The sequence below is a fragment of the Cellulophaga fucicola genome, from assembly GCF_900119145.1.
Taxonomy (GTDB): Bacteria; Bacteroidota; Bacteroidia; order Flavobacteriales; family Flavobacteriaceae; genus Cellulophaga; species Cellulophaga fucicola.
Genome location: NZ_FPIY01000002.1, coordinates 849,432 through 869,886, shown reverse-complemented (window position 1 = coordinate 869,886; position 20,455 = coordinate 849,432). Strand labels below are relative to the sequence as shown.

The following is a 20,455-nucleotide window of genomic DNA, read 5'->3' as shown; positions in this document are numbered from 1 at the left end:
AGAAAAATGCGACAAATTGGTTACTTTTGTAAAACGCTTATTAACATAAAAATTTAGAACATATGTACCCAGCAGAATTAGTAAAACCAATGAGAGAGGATTTAACCTCTGTAGGTTTTGAGGAATTATTTACAGCAGAAGCTGTAGAAAAGATAGTAAATGCAGAAGGTACTACTTTGGTAGTTGTTAACTCAGTATGTGGTTGTGCAGCTGCTAACGCAAGACCTGGCGCAAAAATGAGTTTATTAAACGATAAAAAACCAGACAATACTGTTACAGTTTTTGCTGGTGTAGATACAGATGCAGTTAACGCAGCAAGAGGACTAATGGTTCCTTTTCCTCCTTCATCGCCAAGTATGGCTTTGTTTAGAAACGGAGAATTGGTACACATGATAGAACGTCACCATATTGAAGGTAGACCAGCAGAAATGATTGCTGAAAACCTAAAGCAAGCTTATGACGAATTCTGTTAATTAATAGAATTTAAATTATCTTTAAAAACCGCTCTAAACATAGGGTGGTTTTTTTATTTTTGTAGCATGCAAAAAATCTTATCATATCCGTTAACGGCGTTGTATTTTTTCTTTTTTGGGTTGTCACTAATTGTGTTTCATCCTATACAATGGATCTGTTTTAACGTCTTTGGCTATACCGCACACAAAAAAAGTGTTAGTATTTTAAATTGGTTTTTAATGCGTAGCACCCATTTTTTGGGTACGCACTATGCTTTTAGAAAAAAAGCAGAAATACCTACAGATAGGCCAATTATTCTAGTAGCAAACCACCAGAGTATGAATGATATTCCGCCACTTATTTGGTTTTTTAGAAAGAACCACCCAAAATTTGTAAGCAAAAAAGAATTAGGAAAAGGCATACCAAGTGTATCTTATAATTTAAGACACGGAGGTTCTGCCTTAATAGACCGTAAAGATGCTAGGCAAGCGCTTTCAGAAATTGCCAAGTTGGGTAAATATATAGAAAAGAATAACCGTTGTGCTATCATTTTTCCAGAAGGAACAAGAAGTAGAACAGGACATCCTAAAAAGTTTCAGCCAATGGGACTTAAAATTCTAATGAAAAATGCACCATCAGCCTTAATAGTGCCTATAAGTATTAACAACTCTTGGAAACTTCTAAAATATGGGAAATACCCATATGGCTTAGGCAGTCACTTTACTATAGACGTACATGCACCTGTAGAAATTACTGGTAATGCAGACGATATTATAGCACAAGTAGAACAAACAGTAACTAAAGGTGTAACTTCTTTTAAATGATAAACTCTTATATTATTGCAAAAACTAAAGCTTTTGTACAAAAAACTTTAGAAGGTGCAGAAGGTGGCCATGATTGGTTTCATATAGAACGTGTGTATAACAACACAATGCTTTTGGCTAAGGATGAAGCTGTAAACCAATTGGTAGTTGCTCTTGGGGCACTACTACATGATATAGCCGATGCTAAATTTTATAATGGCGATGAAACTGTTGGCCCTAAAATGGCAACAGATTTTTTAAGATCTATACAGGTTGATGAAAAAATTATAGATCACGTTGTAAAAATTATAGAAAACATTTCTTTTAAAAGTAGTTTAAAGGTTGATGATGCAACTACAGCAAAACCTTTTACCTCTTTAGAACTACAAGTGGTGCAAGATGCAGATAGGTTAGATGCTATTGGTGCAATTGGTATTGCGCGTGCTTTTAATTATGGCGGATTTAAAAACAGGGAAATGTATAACCCTGAAATTGCTCCTAATTTAAATATGACCAAAGAGGAATATAAAAAATCTACTGCTCCAACAATTAATCATTTTTATGAAAAATTATTACTTCTAAAAGATAAAATGAATACCAAAACCGGGATAAAGCTAGCAGCACAAAGACATTCGTATATGGAGACTTTTTTAGAGCAGTTTTATAACGAGTGGAACGGAATAGAATAATCTTTTTAACTACAACGTTATAGTACTTCTTTTAACACTTTAGCTAAAATTGTTGCTTTTATTTTTTGTGTATCTTCAGCCAGTAATTTATAAGCAACCTTAATATGGAAAGAAGAAAATTTATAAAAAATGTAGCTGCATCATCTGCTGCATTTTCTATTGTTCCAAGTTTTGTACTTGGTAAAAATCACGTGCCACCTAGTGATACACTTTACATAGGAGCATTTGGAGTAGGAGGAAGAGGAGCTTCTGTTATTAAAGAACTTACAGACACCGGTAAAGTAAAATTTGTAACCCTTTGTGATGTAGATGAAAGAGGTGTTGCTGCGAGTCATAAATTACACCCAAAAGCAAAAAGATATAAAGATTTTAGGCAAGTATACGATAATCATTTAAATGATATTGATGCTATTATGGTGGCAACACCAGACCATACACACGCAACTATTGCATTGCCTTTTATGCGAGCTAAAAAACACGCGTATGTAGAAAAACCTTTGGCACACAATATACAAGAGGTAAGGTTAATGACCAAAGTTGCTAAAGAAAACGGAATTATTACTCAAATGGGAAACCAAGGAGCATCTAGCCCTGGTAGTAGAACTGCTAAAGAATGGATAGATGCCGGAGTAATTGGTGACGTTACCAAGGTAGATTGTTGGACCAACAGACCTGTTTGGCCACAAGGTGTAAAAACACCAGTAGGCGGACACCCAATCCCTAAGGGGTTAGATTGGGATTTATGGTTAGGCCCAGCAGCTATGAGAGATTATAACCCTGCTTATTTGCCATTTAAATGGCGTGGCTGGTGGGATTTTGGAACAGGTGCTTTAGGCGATATGGGTTGCCATATTATGGAAACTCCGTATAGTGTTTTAGGTTTAGGATCACCAACAGAAGCCGAAGCTAGTTGTACAACTACTTGGGTTGGAGATTTTGTAGAGGCAGATTACTCTAGCTCTTGTCCGCCTTCATCTGTAGTGCGTTTAAAAGTAGATGCACCAAACCAAGGTAGTATAGACTTAAATTGGTATGATGGCGGAATTATGCCAGATATTCCTAGTGAATTGGCAGATGGTGAAAAATTAGGAAACGGAGATGGTGGTGTAGTTTTTCATGGTACAAAAGGGATTATTGTAACAGATGTATATTCTGCTAATCCTAGATTATTACCAGCAGATGTTAATAGTATGTTTAATAAACCAAAAGAAACATTGCCAAGAATAGTAGGTGGTTCTTCTGGACACCAAAATAACTGGGTAGAAGGTTGTTTAACTGGTACTACAGCATCATCAGATTTTGTAACTAAAGCCGGGCCATTAACAGAGGGCGTGCTTATGGGTAATTTAGCCATTAAAGCATATCAATATAAAACATTAAAAGCGGGTAAAAAAGTAGGAGATTGGGACCCTTATAACTACCCTGGTAGACGTACCATAAAATGGGACGCCGCAAATATGAAGGTTACAAATTTTGATATGGCTAACGAGTGGGTTTCTCGTGACTATAGAAAAGGTTGGGAACTAAAATAAAAGTATTGTAAAGTACAAAAGGCGCTATTAACATTTGCTAATAGCGCCTTTTTATTTATTTATAATTGCAAATTAATCACAATTACCGTCTACATCACAAGATTCTCCGCCTGTTGTTGGTAAAATAGTTAACGACTCTTTTTGATGTTTTTCCCAAGCTTGTTCTAAAGCCTCAGTAAAGGCCTCTACTGGTTGTGCTCCAGAAACTCCGTACTTGTTATCTAAAACAAAGAAAGGTACACCGCTAACGCCTATGTTGCGAGCTTCCATTTCGTCTTGTCTTACCTCGTATGTAAAAGCATCTGTTTTGTATATTTCTTCAACAGCAGCTTTTTCCATACCAACAGAGATAGCTGTATTTACCAAAAACGCTATATCATCTATATTTTTACCATCTTCTAAATGTGCTTTTAACAATGCTTCTTTAGTAGTATCTGCAAAACCTACTGTTTTTGCATATTGCAATAAACGGTGTGCGTTTAAAGAATTTGCGGTAACAATGTCTTCAATTTTAAAGTTAAGACCAACACCACTAGCCATTTCTGTAACTCTGTTAAACATACCTTTAGCATTAACCTCGTCTACACCTTTACTTTGCATAAAGTGGTCTATAGCATTAATATCTGTTTGCGTTTTTAAGTTAGGATCTAACTCAAAACTTTTCCACTCTACAGTAATTTTATCTTTGTGCGGAAATTTATCTAATGCAGCTGTAAAGTTACGTTTACCAATGTAACAAAACGGGCATCTAATATCTGACCATATATGTATTTGCATAACTATTTTATCTTTTAATATTATTGTATTGTTAGACGAAAATACGGCAGAAAACTTTCAGGAAGGAATTAGACGCTAGTGAAATTTATATTTACTGTTTTTACAGGTGTTAATCCCTCTTTATTTTTGCTAATTATATTATGATTAATTAATAGTTTAGAAAACTCTTGTGATATTATAATTTTTTTATGTCCTCCAAGAAAATCTTCTAGGCTATAACAAGTGTGAAAATTAAAATCTGTTTCAAATTCAGGGAAAAAATCTAAAGTTTGCATTGTATATTGCTTAAATCCTCCTGTTTGTTCTTTTGGATAAATATCATAAGCTGAATTTTTAAGTAATAATTTACTTTTAGCGTTAGGTATAATTAGTTGAACACTATCATCTAATGTTTTATTAGTTTTATAGTCTATAACTTCCATAGCTTCTAAGCCTAGTGGAGCAAGAACTTCCATATAAAATTCTTTTTTAAAAAGTATATATTCATATTCTAATCCTAAATTAAAACAGACTTCTGCTTTTTTCCATTTTGGTGGCATAATTTTAAAAGGAGCAATTTGTTTTTTATTAGCCATACTTATAATTTGGCCATTTTTATATTTATCAAAAATAAATATTTGCTCTTGGTACTCTTGTTTTTTGTTTGGTTGCGGCCATCTATTGGGGGACGTTTCACTACCCAATAGTTCTATAGCGTAATATTTAGAATTATTTAATTCTTCTTTAGTAAAAAGACAGCTTGCTTGTTTTATTTCAAAATCTTTTGGTTTAGTTTTTGAAAATAGACCATCTTTTTTTGAGTAATGATTTACGATTTTATCTAAATCTCCCCCTTCTTTTAAAGAAAAAGAACAAGGTCCAATATCTATTTTTTTACTAATATCTAAACTGTTGATGAAATCAACGTCATTTTTTCTCCAATTAGCATATATGTAATATAATTTTTTCATATTGCTAAATAAGTTTACTGTTAATTGTCATTTTCTTTTTTTAATTCTTCACTAAATTGCTCTATCCAACCATCTTTACCGTGAATTTCTGCTTTAAGCATTTCACTAATCTCTAAAAGGTTAACCTGTTTGCCTTCTTCTTCATAAACAATTTTAAATTGCTCGTTTTCTTCAAAAAAATTCAAAAATGAAAATAATGCATTTTCATAAGCTTCTTTAGATTGAGAATTAATTTTTTTGTCTAACTGCCCCGATTTCAAATTTTTATCAAGATTGTTTTTTAGAACCCTATAATTAAGATCAAAAACACTTGTAATTAGAATTCTTCCAAATTCTTCTAAAATTTTCTGATTTGTTTTCATTTTGTATTTAATTTTTACCACCCCAAGGGACATTAGTGATTATTTTTACACCTTGGACTTTTAAGTCTTGTAATGCTTTTATAACTCAGCCTTGTGCAATGGCTTTGGGTATTCCTACTTCTGTCATTGCTTTAATTTCAATTTCCGCCATTTTATCCAAATATAATCGATCTCTTGATTTTGCAAAATTCTTGTACAAACTAGTTTGTCGCCCAGTAATTTTACTGTGAACATCTATCGGTAATTTATTAGGGTTAGCATTTATCCAAACCCTTTGTAAAGTATTCTTAGATACACTAAATGCATTTTTGTATTTATAAAACTTATCTGATTTAAATGCTATTTTTGCCAATGGATGATGGCCAAATTCACTTTTGTAAATACCAGTGTCATTTAATTTATACTATACTGTTATCTTATTGGTTTAAATAACTTTAGACCAAAACCGTTCATACCTTGTTCTTCTATAGCTTTTTTTAGTCTGTAGCTTATTAGAGGTTTACTATGCAGAAAACTTAAATCAATAATGTCTAATTCTTTAATTTTATTCTTTAATATTATTTTTTCAGGGATGATATGAAATTCATGATTCTTGAGAAAGTAATTATGCAAATGAGTCATATAATCTTTATTTATCATTGGTAGAACTACATAATTATTTAAATTACTTAAGTGCTGAATTCGAATTTCAGAACTTTCTAATTCGATATTTTCCCAAACATCATCCATAACATAATGTAACCAATAATAATTAAGTAGTTTGTTATTGTGTTGGACATCAATAGGGTAAAAATGACATTGAGGTAAATTATGTTGTTCTAATAATTGCTTTAATTCAAAATCGATTAATAAACCATGGTACCCACCAGTACCACTTATTAAATTCGTAGGAATTGCTTTTGGGTGTATATCTAATTTATAGTTAGGTTTGAAATCAGGGAACTCATTGAATTTTATTTGCCAATGAGATTCGGGCAATGCAGGGTTGTAATTATCACTAAAATTTGTCTGTGGATAATGGCCAATTACTTCTAAATCATTTGTTGGACTTATTGAAAAATATTTCATATAGAAATTTATTAAAGTGGCGAACCTTTCCACTCTTTAATAATAGTTTCAGCTACATCCCATTTATGTGGTATCTTTTTTTGAATAATATCATTTAAATTATTGATTGCTATTTCTTCATAATACGGTAGCAGTTTTCTCGAGACTATTAGGCTCAAATCAACATCTTTATTTTTTAAAAAGGGAATGAGTAGTTTTGTTAGATTATTTTTTTCTAAGTATAAAAATGCTGGCATCATTTCTTGTGATATTATTTTATTATTGGTTCTAAAGTCACCAACTTTCATTGCTTCTTTACTTTTTTTATGACTTTCTTCTATTACTATTAGAGCTTCTTGGGGGCTAGTAAAATTCATATTTTATGGCTTCAATTTGTTGTCAACGACTGTGATTAAGTTATATTGATAAATTTACTTAATAAGTATAGGTATTCCATTCCCATTAAAACTTTTTCAGCCTTTCATTACCATATTCATATTAAAATAAAAAAATAAGTTAGCTGGTTAATGTAGCAATCTATATGTTACTTCGCTTGAATTATTATTGTATCTGAAAAAGAACTTTACTTCATAATCTTCTTTTGTCCAAACTATAAATAATGGGTTTTCATCAAATTTTCCTTCCCTTAATTGTATATTGTTTGTCCTTAGCTTTTGATTAAATGACTTACCTACTAAAAATCCTTCACTTTTAGTTTCTGAAGCTTCAATTACAAGAATATTATTTGGCTTCTTATAATCTTCAATAAAAGATTCATAAAAATATTTATTTATGGTTTTATCAAAATGAATACTTATTGACTTAATGTTATCTTTTTCATTAGTTAAAACAGTTACTGAATTATATTGCATTCCGTATAAATTCTTTTTTATTGATTCATTTTTTATGTAATAAAAACTACTGTCAAATAGTTTGTTTTCAAACTCCTCACCAATAATCTGACTCAATTTTAAAATATTTTCACCAAGTAAATTTTCTAATTGTTGACTCTTCATATGGTACGAATGGTTAAATGCTATAACGAACACTAAAAATTTAAAAATAGTAATTAATAGCAAGAAAATACACTATAAAAACCTTTAAAAAAGTGAGGTTTTGGTTTTAATTGCATGTATAAAACAAAAAAAATCCTCTTACTTTTTAGCAAGAGGATTATAATTTATAAGGAGTGTGTTTTTAAAAAGCTACTTCTACTAACTGCTTTTTTGTACCTCGTTTTGCGTAAAACAAAATGTTATTTTCTGTTATTAATGGTTTAGATATCATTAATGGTAATCTGGCAGTTTTACTATCTATAATTTTCTCGTACGTCATAAAGCCTTTAGCATCTAACTTAATTAAAAATATGTTTCTATTTCTGCTTAAACCTTGTCTAAAAACAATACGTTCGTTATTTATTAATTGCGGATTTTCTGCAGCGGTACTAATAAAAAAGTAAGAACTGTCTCCTTTTGTAAATGTACTGTAAGACGCATAAGCAGCATCACCTTGTGTAACCTCAGACTTATTAATATTACGTACCCAAATAAGGTCACCGTCATCACTTAATTTAGCGCCAACCATATCATTGTAATGGTATCTGCTAATTTTAACTCTAGATCCGCCTCCAGGATTACTTTGGTAACCCGATGTTACAAAATATTCTTCGGCATTAAAAACGATAGAGCCATCATCAGCAATTTCTGCGTTTTTAAAAACTAAGTTTTTAACTTCTTTACTATCTTCTTCTTTGCCAAATTTATCTGCCATAAACTGCGCAGAAAAAGGAATAAATTTTTTGTCCTTAATGTCTAAAGATCCTTCGTCTAATTTAAAGTAACTAAGTCCGTTGTATCTATTATCTTTTCTATTTGCATAAAAACCAACACAAATAAATTTTTCATCTGTAAGTATTGGTTTTAATGCTTCTAAAAATTTACCTGGCTCATCAAAAGTTTTCATAACTCTTTCTTCTTCAGAAACCTTAAGCAACTCGTACTGATATCTACGCTCTAAGGCAGAAAAACGTCTTTTTTTAAAGTAAGCCTTGGCAACAAGAAAAACTTCTTTTTTGTTTTTAGTAATTTCTACACTTTCAAATGCATAATTTTTTTCTTCAACTTCAGAAGAGAAATCGTGTGTAATAAGCAAGTCTAGATTATTATCAAAAACATAAATAAAATGCTGATTGTCTTTTGCTTTTTTAAAGTGAGCACTAATTACAAAGGCATCTTTAGATTTGTTAAATAACACAGAGGTTGTAAAGCCAGAAGCAAAATTACGATTATAGTAATTCTTATCTAATGGGTTGTCTACTTGTTTAGATGGTACAGATAAAATTGTTTTTTGTGTAAAAGCAAAATTATCTAAAGGGCTTTGGTGTGCTATATAGTCATAGGTTTCTTTACTAGAATTGTACTCTAAAAAAATAAGATACAACTGTCCGTTACTAATAAAACCGTTTACAAAATCTTTATCTTTAAGCTTGTAATTAAACTCGCTTACCAAATCTAAATTCTTGTTGTAATGTTCTATGTAATACCCTTTTGGTTTTAAAATTAAACCAGTATAGTAAGAGCGTACAAGTATAGAACCGTTATCTCCATCACTATCTATGGTAAGTAAATTAGAATATTTATACCTGTCGTTATGTTTTTCGCTAAACTTGTATGTTACTTGCATTTTCTGTGCAGTGGCTGTTATGACCATAAACAACAAGAGTAACATTGTAATTTTTTTCATCATGTGTTCCTTAAGATTTACCTAGTAGTAACGCTTTGTATTGGTAATTGTTATTTATTAAGTAAATATATTATTTGTAAAATAGCAATTGTTGTTGATATATTTTAAAGTATAAGTTGAACTACATCGTTTTCGGTTGAATTTATAACAAAAGATATATAAATGATGTCTGTGTTATTTTTTATACAGAAATTAATCCAATATATTTATAAGCTTAAACCAAACTTATTTAGCACTATGTTATTAACATTACTGTCCTTTGTGGGCTTTACAGTTTTGGTGGCCGTAATTTCTTACCTGGCTACAAGAAAAACTAATGAAAACTCTTCTGATGGATATTTTTTAGGAGGAAGAAGTTTAACTGCAGGTGTTATTGCAGGATCTCTTTTACTAACAAACCTTTCTACAGAGCAATTAATAGGTTTAAACTCTGATGCTTATACAGATGGTTTGTCTGTTATGGCTTGGGAAACGTTAGCAGCAATAGCAATAGTTATTACTGCTATTTTTTTATTGCCAAGATATTTAAAAGGTGGATTAACAACTGTACCTCAGTTTTTAGCAGAACGTTTTGATGTTACAACAAAAACAATAACATCTGGTTTATTTTTAACAGGCTATGTAGTTGTGTTATTACCTGTAATTTTATATTCTGGTTCTGTGGCAATAAGCGGAATGTTTAATGTGCCAGAAAACTTAGGTATTAGCCATACAGCATCTATATGGTTGTGTGTTTGGGGTATTGGTATTATTGGAGGTATTTACGCTGTCTTTGGCGGTTTAAAAGCTGTTGTGGTATCAGATTCTATAAATGCAATAGGTTTGTTAATAGGTGGTATTTTAATTCCTGTTTTTGGATTAATGTATATTGGAGATGGTAGTATTATGGATGGTTTGTCTATTTTAACAACACAAAATCCTGAAAAATTTAATTCTATGGGAGCCAAAACAGACTCGGTTCCTTTTTCTACAATTTTTACAGGGATGATGTTGGTAAACCTTTTCTATTGGGGAACAAACCAACAAATTATACAAAGAGCCTTAGGAGCTAAAAACTTAGCAGAAGGACAAAAAGGGTTACTACTGGCTTCTTTTATAAAAATATTAGGCCCGTTAATTTTAGTATTACCAGGTATTATAGCTTTTCATATTTTTGAAGGTAAAATAGATTCTTCTAGCGCTTATCCATTATTGGTCGGTAAAGTTTTACCAGATTACTTAGTTGGTTTTTTTGCAGCAGTATTATTTGGTGCAATTTTAAGTTCTTTTAATAGTGTTTTAAACAGTTCTGTTACATTATTTGGTTTGGATATTTACAAGCAACATATAAACCCAGAGGCTAGTGAAACCAAAGTGGTTAAAAACGGAAAAATATTTGGAATTATATTAGCTCTAGCAGCAATGTTTATAGCACCTTTTATAGCAAACGCAGGGAGTCTATTTGGTTATTTACAAGAAGTAAATGGTATTTATAGTATTCCAATTTTCTCTGTAATTATTATAGGTTTCTTAACTAAAAGAGTTCCGGCAATAGCTGCTAAAGTGGGTATTATATCCGGTTCTTTATTATATATTATTAGTCAGTTTTTAATGAAACCTTATTTTGTTGATTCTGCTTTTGAAAAAGCAAAAGCTGCTGGTGTTACAGATGTAGATGCATTAGCAATTATAGAAGCAGATGCTTATCCTCACTTTTTACATGTAATGGCTATTTTGTGTGTAGTAAACGCTTTAATAATGTTGGCTATTGGTAAAATTAAACCAAGAGAAACAGCATTTGTACAAAAATACACAGAGCAGGTAGAAATTAAACCTTACAAATATGTAAACCAGATAGGTATTATGGTTTGTTTAATTGTAGTAGCAATCTATGTGTATTTTGCAAATTAAGTAAAAGCATACAATAGCAAAAGAGGCTCGTTTAATAAAAACGAGCCTCTTTTTTATTATAAATTCTTTGCTTGTATGTTATGGAAAGCATCAGTTTGTTGTTTTAGCAACTTCTCTGCTTGTTGTTTTTTATAATTGTAAATTTCGTTTTCTTGTTCAATATCATCATATACTTTTTTGTTAATAGCAGCATCTGTTTGCATTAACATATTGCGTTGCTCTACTTTTTGTGTAACCCAAGTTTTTAGAACACTTTCTTCCTCCTCAAGCTTATAATCGTACATTCCTTTTGGCGCAAGTAATTTTGCTATTATAGGAGACGTTTCTATGGCTAAAAACAGTAAAAAGATAAAGAATGATGGTAACCAAGGTAACTTGTTTAAAGCCGTTATACGCGCCATTAAACCATCAAAACCATCAATAATTGGTTGCGACTCTTTTACCGTTGTGGCATATTCTGTATCTAGTGTAGCAATCTCATTTTCTAATGCTGTAATTTTTATACTATTATTTTCTTTTAATGTTTGTAACTCCTGCAAAGCAGCATCGTGTTTTTGCCTTTTTTCTTCATAAACAGGTCCTTTACCTAGTAATTTAGTACCTTCTCTTCCTTCTGCCTCGGCAATGTAAGTGTTGTAAAGTGCGTTGGTTTCTGCTTCTTTAGCTGTAATTTCTTGTTTTAATTTTTCTATAGATTGATGAATGCTTTCCTTTTTAGGATTGTACTGCAACGCTAACTGATCCTTGTTTGCAAGCGTTAAGTCATTCTTTTGCTCTAATAAAACCTGATTGATTTCTTTTTGAAAAATCTTCATCTCTAAAGGTTTAGAGATGACAATGGCAATAATAACAGCTAAAATAATACGTGGTGTGGCCTGTAACAATTCACTTTTAAAATTGTCTCTTTTTTTTATGGTTGAAACAATAAAGCGGTCTAAATTAAAAATTAATAAGCCCCAGATAAGGCCAAAGAATGAGGCGTAGTAAACATTATCAAAAACAGTATAAAGTGCATAAGAACTAGCAATAAAAGCCATAAGAGCAGTAAAAAATACAGTTGCGCCAATACCAGCATATTTGTTTTGCTCACCGTTAGAGCAAGTTTCTAGTATAGCAGTATCTGCTCCGGAGCAGAGTATAAAAAAACGTTTAATCATAAGTGTTCTTTTTTTTGATGATTGATGTACCTATAAGAACGCATTTTGTAATGATTTGTTACAAAAAAAGCCTCTAAATGAGGCTTTTTATTACTTTTTAAGACATTATTATGAATAATTAGTCCTTTATTGGTGGAGCAGGAGGTGGCGGTGGTGGTAATGGAGCTGCTCCTTTTTCTTTTTTAATTAGCGCACTACATTTCTCATAGCTTTTCATTGTTTTCTTATACAACTTATTTAACTCTTCCTTGGTTCCTTTTCCTTGTTTTCTGTATTCACTAACGGCAGTACCATATGCATTAGCATCTTTTTTAAAAGTAGCTCTGGCTTTTGCAAGTTCTTTAGAATCTTGTTTGTTATTTGATGCTGGTAATGGCGGTGGCGGTGGTGGGACTATATTAGACTCTATTTTTTCTTTTTTTGCTACGGCATTGTATATATCCAGAGTCTTCATTGTTTTGTCATACAATTTTGTTAACTCTTCCTTGGTTATTTTTTCTCCTTTAGAGTATGCTTTTACAGCAGCAGCATATTCAGTAGCATCCTTAGTCCAATCTGTCCAAGCTTTTTTTATCTCTTTAGAGTTATGTTTTAAACTAGCATTTGCAGCAGGCGGTGGTGGTGGTGGTGGCAATAATTTTTTATCTTCTGCCGTTAACTCGCTTCTTTTTTTGTATTCTGTTTTGCCATTTCTAATTAGTATTACGTATGGTAAAATAGGTGGATTAGCCGTTTTCACCTTAGCTCTATCTTCTTTGCTTAAGCTAAAGTATAGGCTACCTAAAAGCGTAAAAAGATCATCAATTTTCTTTTTCTCAGCTTCTGATCTATGTATATAATGTGGTTCTTGTTTAGTTAAGGTTACATATGTGTTGTACTCTTTTTTATAGGTTTCTAAAGGGTCTTGTTTTTCTTCTTTTATAACTAAACCTACCTGTTCAGAATTTTTAACAGGGATACTTTCTGGGAAAACAATGTTGTATTTTTCTATTTCTTCTTTGCTAAACTCAGCATAAAGTTTTTTTAATTGAACATTTTTTATGTCTAAATCATCGTTAGAGATTGCGTTGTTATTTTTAAATACATTTAACTCGCTATTATAATTTTGGAGTATGCTATTATACTTATTTACATCAGCTTTAATGTATATATTGGCAAACCCTTGTTTGGTAAATAAATTTACTTGGTGCTCTTGAGGAAATTTTGCGCTACGTGCATTTTTGTACACAAAGCTATTGTTAAAATGAACAATATCTGATGCCGAATACTTATTTAATACGGAATTAGGAACGTGTTTATTGTCTATCCAAATAGCAAAGTTTTCTTTGTTTTTCCAAGAATTAAACTCCGATTGCGTTGGTGTTTTTTTTGTGGTATTTTTTAAATCTATACTAGGGAATTTAAGAATAGTTTTATGGTCTGTAACGGTTGCACGTTGTTGTTCTGTCATTAGATCATAAATGGCAACTACTCTATTATAATCTGGCATATTAATTACCTTTTTCTTAGCGTTTTGGTAATTCTGAATGTAATTAATATACTCTTGCATCATTTTTTCTGAAGCACCTTTCCCTACATTTTTATTTGTGTGTGAGGCTTGAGTGTCTACTAATACTTCTTCTGTTTTTTGGTTGCTAAAACTGTAAAAAAGCAATGCTGCCAAAGGTATAAGCAGTAAGCTTCTTAATACAACCGACCGTTTTGAGGTTCTTTTTTTCATAACTGTAAATCGTTTTTTGATTGATGAATAATTAATTGAATTTGCCATATGTGGCTCTGTTGCATTTGATGAAAATGCAAGTAAAATTTTTCTGTAATTAATAGTGTCTGCACCTTGGTTTAACACAGCTTGGTCTGCTAAAAATTCGTGATTTAATTTAATAGCGTGCTTTATAAAATAGATAAGCGGATTAAACCAGAATATAACTTGTAAAACCTCTATAAGTAATACGTCTAAAGAGTGTTTTTGTTTTGCATGTGTAATTTCATGCAGCAACACTTCTTTTGGTATTTTTTTATGTTGATAGGCTTCTTTATTTAAAAATATATAACTTAAAAAAGTATGTGGCGTTGTTTTTTCAGACAACAATACATTGGTATGGTTTTGTAACCTTTGCTTAGGATTTTGCTTTATTTTTAAAAATAGGTTAGTACTGTTTTTAATGAATTTTATACTAAAAATAAAAATGCCTAAACCATAAATACTCCAAATTATGTATGGCCAGTAATTAGTGGGTTCTGCAATAATTTCTATACTATTTATGTTGCCATAATCCAATGGTGTTTCATAAATTATTGTTGGCACTTGTATGTATGTTGTAAACGTTATTAGCGGTATACCAAAACTTAAAGCTAAAGCAGCTAGTAGATAAAAACGTTTAAACTTGTGCATATTTTGCCCTTCTAAAAATACTTTGTAAAAAAGGAATAATATGGCTAAACAAGCTGTGGATTTTAATAGGTATATAAGCATAACTATTTGTTTTTAAGTTCTTGGTCTATTAATTCTCTTAAATGTGCCAACTCTTCTTTAGTTAGGTTGGTTTCTTTAGTAAAGAACGATGCAAATTGTGATGCGCTATCGTTAAAAAAGTTCTTTATTAAGCCGTTTACGTGTTTAGAGAAATAGGCTTTCTTTTTTACGAGCGGATAATATTCTCTGGATTTACCGTATAGATTGTAGGCTACAAAATTCTTGTCTGCCATACGTTTTAACATTGTAGCCACAGTAGTGGTTGCAGGTTTAGGATCTGAATATTGGTCTAGCAAATCTTTTAAAAATGCCTTCTCTAATTTCCAGAGGTGGTTCATTAATTCTTCTTCTGATTTTGATAACTGCATAGCTCTACGTTGTTAGAATGTTCTCTACAAACGTAGAATAAAAAAATGAATTCTACAAGTGTAGAGTTAAATTATTTTGTTTAATGATTGTGTTTAGGGTCTTAAAACGTGTGTGTTATGGTGTGTTGGTAGGGTTTCTGTTTTTTTTTAAGGAATAAAAAAAAGTCCGTTTCTAATACAGAAACGGACTTTTTAATATGGTGAACAGTTATTTTATGCTGTTTCTTTTTCGTCTTCGTCTTTACCAAAGTAGCTAGAATATATTCCGTAAAGAACAACTAAGCCTATTAATCCTAAAATTATTTTTCCGCCTAAACGGTCAAAAAACGATGCAGATGCGGTTTCTGGAATTTCAACCTTTGCCATTTCTGCTATTTCTTTTAAGTTTTCTGGTGATAACTCTACATAAGTATCATCATCTACATAACCTGTTATTATAGGCTCTGTATTGCTGTAAGGCAACCAAACAATATGACTTATGGTATACATTTTACCTATATCAAAATAAGTACCGTCGTCTAACTGAAAATCTTCTGTGTCTGGTAGGTCTACTATTTTAACTATTTTTTGCTCTTCTCCGTAAGGTATTGGAATTCCTCTACCGATAAGATTACTTATTCCGAATAAAGAAATAGTTAAAAGGGATAATACTTTTAATCTCATAATTTAATTTTAAAGGTTGGTTTTGTAAATGTACTATTTTATTTAAAAGTAATTACGTTAGATTTTTGCGTTAAGGATAGTAGTGAAAAGCCCACAGCGTAGCGAGGACTTGTAACGCATAGCCTGCCCGTAGGAACGCCTTAAGTGTTTTTTGTATAAAAAAAGTCCGTCTCTGTAATAGAAACGGACTTTTTAAGTATTGTTTTTATGGGTATTAAGAATTCATTTCTGTAAAATTCTTATAAAAATAAGGAATAGTTTCTATGCCTTTTAGGTAGTTCCAAACACCAAAATGTTCGTTTGGCGAGTGTATGGCATCGCTATCTAAACCAAAGCCCATTAGTATGGTTTTACTTTGTAATTCTTTCTCGAACAAAGCAACTATTGGTATACTACCGCCACTACGTTGTGGTATTGGTGTTTTTCCAAAAGTTGTCTCGTATGCTTTAGATGCTGCTCTGTATCCAACGCTGTCTATTGGCGTTACATAACCTTGGCCACCATGATGTGGATTTACTTTTACTGTTACGCCTTCTGGTGCTATACTTGTAAAGTGTTTAGAGAACAATTCTGTTATGTTTTCCCAGTCTTGGTTTGGTACCAAACGCATGGATATTTTTGCGTATGCTTTACTTGCAATTACGGTTTTTGCACCCTCTCCGGTATAACCGCCCCAAATACCGTTTACATCTAAGGTTGGGCGTATAGAGTTACGCTCGTTTGTTGAGTATCCTTTTTCTCCGTAAACAGAGTTTATACCTATAGATTTTTGGTAACCTTCTAAGTTAAATGGAGCTTTTGCCATTTCTGCACGCTCTTCTGTAGATAATTCTTCTACATTATCGTAAAAACCAGGAATGGTTATATGGTTGTCTTTATCATGTAAAGAGGCAATCATCTTTGTTAGTATGTTTATTGGGTTGGCAACTGCACCACCGTATAAACCAGAGTGTAAATCTCTGTTAGGACCTGTAACTTCTACTTCTACATAGCTTAAGCCTCTTAAACCTGTTGTTATAGATGGTACGTCTTTAGAGATCATACCCGTGTCACTAATTAAAATAACATCGTTTTTAAGTTTTTCTCTGTTTTCTTTTACAAAAATAGAAAGGTTTACACTACCAACTTCTTCTTCGCCCTCAATCATAAATTTTACATTACAAGGCAATTGGTTGGTACTTACCATAAATTCTAATGCTTTTACGTGCATGTACATTTGTCCTTTATCGTCACAAGCACCACGAGCAAAAATTGCGCCTTCTGGGTGTAACTCTGTTTTTTTAATTACAGGCTCGTATGGTGGCGAGTCCCATAAATTAATAGGATCTGCTGGTTGTACGTCATAATGACCATAAACCAAAATGGTAGGTAATGATGGATCTACTAGTTTTTCTCCGTAAACAATAGGAAAACCTTGAGTTTCACAAATTTCTACTGTGTCGCAACCAGCTTTTTCTAAAGCTTGTTTTACTGCATCTGCAGTTGTAAGTACATCATGCGCATAAGCAGGATCTGCACTAACAGACGGAATTTTTAATAGTTCTATAAGTTCGTTTAATAATCTGTCTTTATTGCTATTTATAAAGCTTTTTACGTCTTGCATAGTATGTTTTTAGAGTGTATAAATGTACAAAAAAAGAAGTTTTTATAATTAAGTATTTCAAAATTGATTTTTTGCATTATATTTGCAACCCAATTAACAAAATTGTTAGTTGTCTAATGCAGGCGTGGTGGAATTGGTAGACACGCTAGACTTAGGATCTAGTGCCGCGAGGTGTGAGAGTTCGAGTCTCTCCGCCTGTACAAACAAAAAGCCTTTCAGGAAACTGAGAGGCTTTTTTGGTTTTAAAATATTCGCTTTTGGTAGTTTAAATTTTGATTGTTTGTTGTTAGCTAGTCAATATTAACATTTTTTAACAAGGGGTAGCTAGTTAAAAAGCTTCATGGTTGTATACGTATACAATTAATGACTAACTCACTTAGCTCTTGCAGAGTTAAATAAATAACTACCTAACAATATGAAAAAAACAACAATACTAGTTTTATTTAATTTGATAACATTTACAGTGTTTTCTCAAGGGATTGATTTTGAGCACGGTACTTTACAAGAAACTTTAGATAAAGCAAAAAAAGAAAATAAATTAGTGTTTATAGACTGTTATACAACTTGGTGTGGCCCTTGCAAATGGATGTCTAAAGAAACTTTTCCGCAGAAAGAAGTAGGAGACTATTTTAATGAGCAATTTGTAAACTTAAAATTAGATTGTGAAAAAGGAGAAGGTATAGCTATTGCTAAAAAATATGGTGTTCAAGCATATCCCACATTATTATTTTTAGATACTAACGGAGACGTTTTGCATACAATGGTAGGCGGTAAAGCTGCTGCAGATTTATTAGAAGGCGCTAAAAATGCGGTTGACCCAAATAAAAGAAGTAGTAATATAGCTGAAAAATACAATAAAGGAGAAAGAGATGTGGACTTTGTATTAAGTTATATTAAGAGTTTAGATGAAGCGTACAATAGAGAAAAAAGTGCAGAGGTGTCTAAAGAATTGTTGGCTAGTTTACCAATTGAAAAGTTTGCAAACAAAGAAATGTTTAATGTTGTAGCTAATGCTAATGTAGCATACGGATCTAAAGATTATAAATATGTTTTACAGCATAAAGACCAACTTTTAGCTAAGGTAGATTCTACTCAATATTTTTCTGTTTTAAACGGAGCTATAGCTAGACATTTAAATAAAACAGCTAGTACTTGTACTAGTATAGAAGAATTAAATGCGGAAATAGAACTATGTAAAAAAGACAATGTATCTAAATATCAGAGTGATTTAGAGAAACGTTTAGTGTCTTCTTTTTACTTGTCTCAAAAAGAATTTGATAAATGGTTCGATTTAAAATTAGAAGAGGCAGAAACGTTAAAAGGAGAACCTAGTTATATGTATAAATTACATGACATAGGAAATGAAGTGTATGCAAACCCTAAATTTAATGGTTTTAAAGAGCCTTTAGACAGGGCATTGCAATTGGGACATACAATGATTGCTGATAATGATGGTCTAATAATGGGTAATTTGTTACTTTCTAAATTGTATTTAAAGGCAGGTAATAAAGAAAAGGCGTTAAAACATTTTAATATATTTTTTGAAACAAATGAAAAGGCTGGCGGCTTAAACGATCATCCTTCTGTAACGAGTATTAAAAACGGAATAGATAATTTATAGAGCTTAAATATTAGGTTTAAAAATAGATGATAAGAAAGTCTTTTAGGAAACTAAAAGGCTTTTTTTATGCTAATTCTCTATTGTCCTAAACGTTAAGTTTATTCTTGGTGTGTTTACTTTTTTAGTAGGTGGTAATCTGTGTAGCCAGTTTTTTTGTGTAGTTCCGGTCATAACCAACAGGCTTCCTCGGTCTAAATTAATGTCTAGCCGTTGTTTGTTTTCTTTATGTTTAAAAGAAAATTTACGTTCTGCACCAAAGCTTAAAGAACCTATTGCTCCGTTTTCTTTTAAATCTTTTTCACCATCACTATGCCAGGCCATTCCTTCTTCTCCACTATGGTATAAATTAAGTAGACAAGAGTTAAAGGTTTCTCCTGTTTTTTCTTCTACAAGTTTTTTTAATGCTACAAGCTCTTTGGTCCAGGGTAATGCAGTTTTTGTTGTTTTAGAGTAGGTGTATGTAAATGGTTTGGTAGCGTACCAAGCAACTTTGCGTTTTGTTGTTATCGTTTTTCCAAAAATAATGGCTTTATCATGTTGCCATTCTATAGTATTTAAAAGTGCATTATAATATTCTTGAGCTTTATTAATTGACATTATTGCACCGTAATAATATACCTCACCATCGTAAGGCAGTATATTTTTGCAGGTATTTGTATTAAATAAGTCCATTTTTTAACGAAAATTAGAAATAATAAAAGAAAAACCATTTGTTATAATTGTAATATACAACTTTGTTAGTTGTGATAAAAAAGCACTTTTTAACTTTTATTAACAGTAAAATGTTGCCTAGTAAATTTGCGTCGCATTATTTTGTAGATCGTATGAGAGTAACATATAAAAACAGTTTTATTTTAGCTTTAGTGTTGTGTATTACAACGCTTGGTAATTTATATGCTAATGTTACTACAAACAGTATAGACTTAAATGCATCATATACTGTTACTGCTGAAAATAATTTAGACTCTAATACTAATTATAATTTAGGGTTGTCTGTCTCTGTTAGAGATAAACATTTTGCAACAGAGATAGAAGAAGCAAATGAAGAAGAATTTGCAGAGAATGTTGCATCAACAAAAATAAATAAAGATAATGGCGATTCTAAAATTGCCTTTTTTTATGCTCAAAATTTTGGTTCTTTCTTTGCTGAACCTAAAAACAGACTGCAACTAAAACATAATGTTTTAGATAATGCAGCAAAAATCTATATAAGGTACCAAGTACTACTAATATAGAAAACTAGAGAGGCAGTACTACCTAAAATCACTGCTTTTATACCACACCTTTATTTATTTGTCTAAGGACAACGGCTGCGATCGTTTAGT

At 31.6% G+C, this 20,455-nt stretch carries 21 protein-coding genes and 1 tRNA gene; 8 read left to right on the top strand and 14 right to left on the bottom strand.

Features of this window, described 5'->3' with window-relative positions:
* Nucleotides 1–62: 62 nt before the first annotated feature.
* From BT107_RS10180 to BT107_RS10165, 4 genes are all read left to right on the top strand, one after another.
* Nucleotides 63–473, top strand: a complete 411-nt coding sequence (locus BT107_RS10180; protein WP_072303671.1) for a BrxA/BrxB family bacilliredoxin — start codon at nucleotides 63–65, stop codon at nucleotides 471–473.
* Nucleotides 474–539: 66 nt separating this feature from the next.
* The gene (locus BT107_RS10175; protein WP_072303670.1) at nucleotides 540–1,277 is read left to right on the top strand and encodes a lysophospholipid acyltransferase family protein; all 738 of its coding nucleotides are present in this window, start codon (nucleotides 540–542) and stop codon (nucleotides 1,275–1,277) included.
* A complete protein-coding gene (locus BT107_RS10170) occupies nucleotides 1,274–1,945 on the top strand; it encodes an HD domain-containing protein (RefSeq protein WP_072303669.1) in 672 nt (223 codons plus the stop codon). Before BT107_RS10175 ends, BT107_RS10170 begins: the two co-directional genes overlap by 4 nt.
* 104 nt (nucleotides 1,946–2,049) lie before the next feature.
* Entirely contained in the window at nucleotides 2,050–3,477 is a 1,428-nt protein-coding gene (locus BT107_RS10165; RefSeq protein WP_072303668.1) for a Gfo/Idh/MocA family protein, read from the top strand.
* A gap of 72 nt (nucleotides 3,478–3,549) precedes the next feature.
* Here the strand turns inward: BT107_RS10165 and BT107_RS10160 are convergent, their stop codons facing one another.
* The 8 genes from BT107_RS10160 to BT107_RS10125 form a co-directional block, all read right to left on the bottom strand.
* Nucleotides 3,550–4,254 carry a DsbA family oxidoreductase gene (locus BT107_RS10160; protein WP_072303667.1) on the bottom strand — a complete coding sequence of 235 codons (705 nt, stop codon included), beginning with the start codon at nucleotides 4,252–4,254 and terminating at the stop codon, nucleotides 3,550–3,552.
* Between the two features lie 68 nt (nucleotides 4,255–4,322).
* Nucleotides 4,323–5,204: a hypothetical protein gene (locus tag BT107_RS10155; protein WP_072303666.1), complete on the bottom strand. Its 882-nt coding sequence runs from the start codon at nucleotides 5,202–5,204 to the stop codon at nucleotides 4,323–4,325.
* Nucleotides 5,205–5,224: 20 nt separating this feature from the next.
* Complete coding sequence (locus BT107_RS10150) at nucleotides 5,225–5,566, bottom strand: hypothetical protein (protein WP_072303665.1); 342 nt, start codon at nucleotides 5,564–5,566, stop codon at nucleotides 5,225–5,227.
* A gap of 85 nt (nucleotides 5,567–5,651) precedes the next feature.
* Nucleotides 5,652–5,918: a hypothetical protein gene (locus BT107_RS10145; RefSeq protein ID WP_072303664.1), complete on the bottom strand. Its 267-nt coding sequence runs from the start codon at nucleotides 5,916–5,918 to the stop codon at nucleotides 5,652–5,654.
* Nucleotides 5,919–5,977: 59 nt separating this feature from the next.
* Nucleotides 5,978–6,634, bottom strand: coding sequence for an imm11 family protein (locus tag BT107_RS10140; RefSeq protein ID WP_072303663.1), 657 nt, complete (start codon nucleotides 6,632–6,634; stop codon nucleotides 5,978–5,980).
* Between the two features lie 11 nt (nucleotides 6,635–6,645).
* The gene (locus tag BT107_RS10135) at nucleotides 6,646–6,990 is read right to left on the bottom strand and encodes a hypothetical protein (RefSeq protein ID WP_072303662.1); all 345 of its coding nucleotides are present in this window, start codon (nucleotides 6,988–6,990) and stop codon (nucleotides 6,646–6,648) included.
* Between the two features lie 147 nt (nucleotides 6,991–7,137).
* Complete coding sequence (locus BT107_RS10130; RefSeq protein WP_072303661.1) at nucleotides 7,138–7,629, bottom strand: hypothetical protein; 492 nt, start codon at nucleotides 7,627–7,629, stop codon at nucleotides 7,138–7,140.
* 181 nt (nucleotides 7,630–7,810) lie between these two features.
* Nucleotides 7,811–9,355 (bottom strand): hypothetical protein, encoded by a 1,545-nt coding sequence (locus BT107_RS10125; RefSeq protein WP_072303660.1) that lies wholly within the window; start codon nucleotides 9,353–9,355, stop codon nucleotides 7,811–7,813.
* Between the two features lie 237 nt (nucleotides 9,356–9,592).
* On the opposite strand from BT107_RS10125, the gene BT107_RS10120 reads away from it, so the two are divergent.
* Nucleotides 9,593–11,245, top strand: coding sequence for a solute:sodium symporter family transporter (locus BT107_RS10120; protein ID WP_072303802.1), 1,653 nt, complete (start codon nucleotides 9,593–9,595; stop codon nucleotides 11,243–11,245).
* Between the two features lie 56 nt (nucleotides 11,246–11,301).
* Here BT107_RS10120 and BT107_RS10115 read toward each other — a convergent pair whose 3' ends face one another.
* The 5 genes from BT107_RS10115 to BT107_RS10095 all read right to left on the bottom strand — a co-directional run bounded on the left by BT107_RS10115 (nucleotide 11,302) and on the right by BT107_RS10095 (nucleotide 17,509).
* Complete coding sequence (locus BT107_RS10115) at nucleotides 11,302–12,402, bottom strand: DUF4407 domain-containing protein (RefSeq protein ID WP_072303659.1); 1,101 nt, start codon at nucleotides 12,400–12,402, stop codon at nucleotides 11,302–11,304.
* 118 nt (nucleotides 12,403–12,520) lie between these two features.
* Nucleotides 12,521–14,875, bottom strand: coding sequence for a M56 family metallopeptidase (locus BT107_RS10110; RefSeq protein WP_072303658.1), 2,355 nt, complete (start codon nucleotides 14,873–14,875; stop codon nucleotides 12,521–12,523).
* 2 nt (nucleotides 14,876–14,877) lie between these two features.
* Nucleotides 14,878–15,243 carry a BlaI/MecI/CopY family transcriptional regulator gene (locus BT107_RS10105; protein ID WP_038505687.1) on the bottom strand — a complete coding sequence of 122 codons (366 nt, stop codon included), beginning with the start codon at nucleotides 15,241–15,243 and terminating at the stop codon, nucleotides 14,878–14,880.
* A gap of 213 nt (nucleotides 15,244–15,456) precedes the next feature.
* On the bottom strand, nucleotides 15,457–15,906 hold the full coding sequence (locus BT107_RS10100) for a hypothetical protein (RefSeq protein ID WP_072303657.1): 450 nt from the start codon (nucleotides 15,904–15,906) through the stop codon (nucleotides 15,457–15,459).
* Between the two features lie 214 nt (nucleotides 15,907–16,120).
* Nucleotides 16,121–17,509 (bottom strand): dipeptidase, encoded by a 1,389-nt coding sequence (locus BT107_RS10095; protein ID WP_072303656.1) that lies wholly within the window; start codon nucleotides 17,507–17,509, stop codon nucleotides 16,121–16,123.
* A gap of 118 nt (nucleotides 17,510–17,627) precedes the next feature.
* Between BT107_RS10095 and BT107_RS10090 the strand changes: the two genes are divergently transcribed.
* Both BT107_RS10090 and BT107_RS10085 read left to right on the top strand, forming a co-directional pair.
* Nucleotides 17,628–17,709 (top strand) — tRNA-Leu (locus BT107_RS10090).
* Between the two features lie 215 nt (nucleotides 17,710–17,924).
* Nucleotides 17,925–19,130 (top strand): thioredoxin family protein, encoded by a 1,206-nt coding sequence (locus BT107_RS10085; RefSeq protein ID WP_072303655.1) that lies wholly within the window; start codon nucleotides 17,925–17,927, stop codon nucleotides 19,128–19,130.
* A gap of 69 nt (nucleotides 19,131–19,199) precedes the next feature.
* On the opposite strand, the gene BT107_RS10080 is transcribed toward BT107_RS10085, so the two are convergent.
* A complete protein-coding gene (locus BT107_RS10080) occupies nucleotides 19,200–19,802 on the bottom strand; it encodes an alpha-ketoglutarate-dependent dioxygenase AlkB family protein (protein ID WP_072303654.1) in 603 nt (200 codons plus the stop codon).
* Between the two features lie 71 nt (nucleotides 19,803–19,873).
* On the opposite strand from BT107_RS10080, the gene BT107_RS10075 reads away from it, so the two are divergent.
* Nucleotides 19,874–20,365 (top strand): hypothetical protein, encoded by a 492-nt coding sequence (locus BT107_RS10075; protein ID WP_072303653.1) that lies wholly within the window; start codon nucleotides 19,874–19,876, stop codon nucleotides 20,363–20,365.
* Nucleotides 20,366–20,455 lie beyond the last annotated feature (90 nt).

Coding starts and splice junctions, on each gene's coding strand:
- BT107_RS10180 (WP_072303671.1), top strand. CDS start 63: ATGTACCCAGCAGAATTAGTAAAACCAATGAGAGAGGATTTAACCTCT.
- BT107_RS10175 (WP_072303670.1), top strand. CDS start 540: ATGCAAAAAATCTTATCATATCCGTTAACGGCGTTGTATTTTTTCTTT.
- BT107_RS10170 (WP_072303669.1), top strand. CDS start 1,274: ATGATAAACTCTTATATTATTGCAAAAACTAAAGCTTTTGTACAAAAA.
- BT107_RS10165 (WP_072303668.1), top strand. CDS start 2,050: ATGGAAAGAAGAAAATTTATAAAAAATGTAGCTGCATCATCTGCTGCA.
- BT107_RS10160 (WP_072303667.1), bottom strand. CDS start 4,254: ATGCAAATACATATATGGTCAGATATTAGATGCCCGTTTTGTTACATT.
- BT107_RS10155 (WP_072303666.1), bottom strand. CDS start 5,204: ATGAAAAAATTATATTACATATATGCTAATTGGAGAAAAAATGACGTT.
- BT107_RS10150 (WP_072303665.1), bottom strand. CDS start 5,566: ATGAAAACAAATCAGAAAATTTTAGAAGAATTTGGAAGAATTCTAATT.
- BT107_RS10140 (WP_072303663.1), bottom strand. CDS start 6,634: ATGAAATATTTTTCAATAAGTCCAACAAATGATTTAGAAGTAATTGGC.
- BT107_RS10135 (WP_072303662.1), bottom strand. CDS start 6,990: ATGAATTTTACTAGCCCCCAAGAAGCTCTAATAGTAATAGAAGAAAGT.
- BT107_RS10130 (WP_072303661.1), bottom strand. CDS start 7,629: ATGAAGAGTCAACAATTAGAAAATTTACTTGGTGAAAATATTTTAAAA.
- BT107_RS10125 (WP_072303660.1), bottom strand. CDS start 9,355: ATGAAAAAAATTACAATGTTACTCTTGTTGTTTATGGTCATAACAGCC.
- BT107_RS10120 (WP_072303802.1), top strand. CDS start 9,593: ATGTTATTAACATTACTGTCCTTTGTGGGCTTTACAGTTTTGGTGGCC.
- BT107_RS10115 (WP_072303659.1), bottom strand. CDS start 12,402: ATGATTAAACGTTTTTTTATACTCTGCTCCGGAGCAGATACTGCTATA.
- BT107_RS10110 (WP_072303658.1), bottom strand. CDS start 14,875: ATGCTTATATACCTATTAAAATCCACAGCTTGTTTAGCCATATTATTC.
- BT107_RS10105 (WP_038505687.1), bottom strand. CDS start 15,243: ATGCAGTTATCAAAATCAGAAGAAGAATTAATGAACCACCTCTGGAAA.
- BT107_RS10100 (WP_072303657.1), bottom strand. CDS start 15,906: ATGAGATTAAAAGTATTATCCCTTTTAACTATTTCTTTATTCGGAATA.
- BT107_RS10095 (WP_072303656.1), bottom strand. CDS start 17,509: ATGCAAGACGTAAAAAGCTTTATAAATAGCAATAAAGACAGATTATTA.
- BT107_RS10085 (WP_072303655.1), top strand. CDS start 17,925: ATGAAAAAAACAACAATACTAGTTTTATTTAATTTGATAACATTTACA.
- BT107_RS10080 (WP_072303654.1), bottom strand. CDS start 19,802: ATGGACTTATTTAATACAAATACCTGCAAAAATATACTGCCTTACGAT.